Origin of the sequence: Campylobacter sp. IFREMER_LSEM_CL2256 (genome assembly GCF_025771645.1) — a bacterium.
Taxonomy (GTDB): Bacteria; Campylobacterota; Campylobacteria; order Campylobacterales; family Campylobacteraceae; genus Campylobacter_D.
In genome coordinates this window covers 1-503 of sequence record NZ_JAKMQQ010000037.1, presented here as the reverse complement: position 1 = coordinate 503, position 503 = coordinate 1, and the positions used below count along the sequence as shown (strand labels likewise).

Genomic DNA, 503 nt, shown 5'->3' with positions numbered 1-503 from the left:
GTTAAATCTCATTTTAAAGATTTACCCCCCCCCTTTTTTTTTGATACAACTTTAGTTATTTCTTCAATGGAAAATAATACATAACGAGATACACCCATAGAGTCTATCTTTTTATTTTTTGTTAATCTATCTAATGTTGGAGTTGATATTCCAAGAATACTTGCGAACTCTTTTTTGCTTAAAGTCATTTTTTTATACTTCTCAAACAAAAATTCTTTTTTTCTAAATAGTTCTCATTCATGCTGATTTTCCTTTTTTTGACAATCAATTATGTGTTTATTATAACACTATTTTTATGCTAGTAAGAATTATTCTATAACTTAATACTCTTATATGCTTTTAAAATCAAATTTATAAAATATACTTAATATACTTAAAAAATCAGTCTAAAACTAAACTTTGTTTATTTTATAGTATATATACCTAATTTAAATCTTAGCCACTCTTCATCTTCCATTAAACATTCTATATATTATTTTACCTATTACATAATTTATAAAAAT

1 protein-coding gene is annotated in these 503 nt (G+C 22.5%); it reads right to left on the bottom strand.

Going from position 1 to position 503, the window contains the following annotated elements:
• Window positions 1–8: 8 nt before the first annotated feature.
• Window positions 9–188, bottom strand: a complete 180-nt coding sequence (locus tag L8U00_RS07790; RefSeq protein WP_263709117.1) for a hypothetical protein — start codon at window positions 186–188, stop codon at window positions 9–11.
• Between the last annotated feature and the right edge of the window lie 315 nt (window positions 189–503).